At 55.3% G+C, this 293-nt stretch carries 1 protein-coding gene; it reads right to left on the bottom strand.

Translation table 11 applies throughout. The features are described from left to right. Nucleotides 1-293 (bottom strand): RNA-guided endonuclease TnpB family protein (locus tag J9889_RS22970; protein WP_210558341.1); only part of this gene is annotated, 293 nt, incomplete at both ends.

Raw genomic sequence — 293 nt, 5'->3', positions numbered from 1 at the left:
GCCGGGTTTATCGCCAACACCTGACCACCTCGCCATGCCTGCTTGTATTCGAGCTGGCGGCGCAGCTCAAACCAGCCCTGATCTAATATCGAACGATTCAGCCCTGATTTTGCCCGGACGTTGCGCCCCGGCTGACTGGTCGTGCCCGCTGCTGATTTTGACATGCTGGCAACCTTCAAATCCTCAATGACGATCATCGCGTGGTTTTTGCTGATAGTCGTTGTGACCTTGTGAAGGTAATCGCGGCGGGTGTTGGCGATATGTGAGTGCAGCCGCTGGATCTTGGCTTTTTG

The sequence above is a fragment of the Aeromonas sp. PrichA-15 genome, assembly GCF_017939245.1.
Classification (GTDB): Bacteria; Pseudomonadota; Gammaproteobacteria; order Enterobacterales; family Aeromonadaceae; genus Aeromonas; species Aeromonas caviae.
The sequence above is the reverse complement of the archived record's forward strand: the minus strand, read 5'-3'. Positions and strand labels throughout refer to the sequence as shown.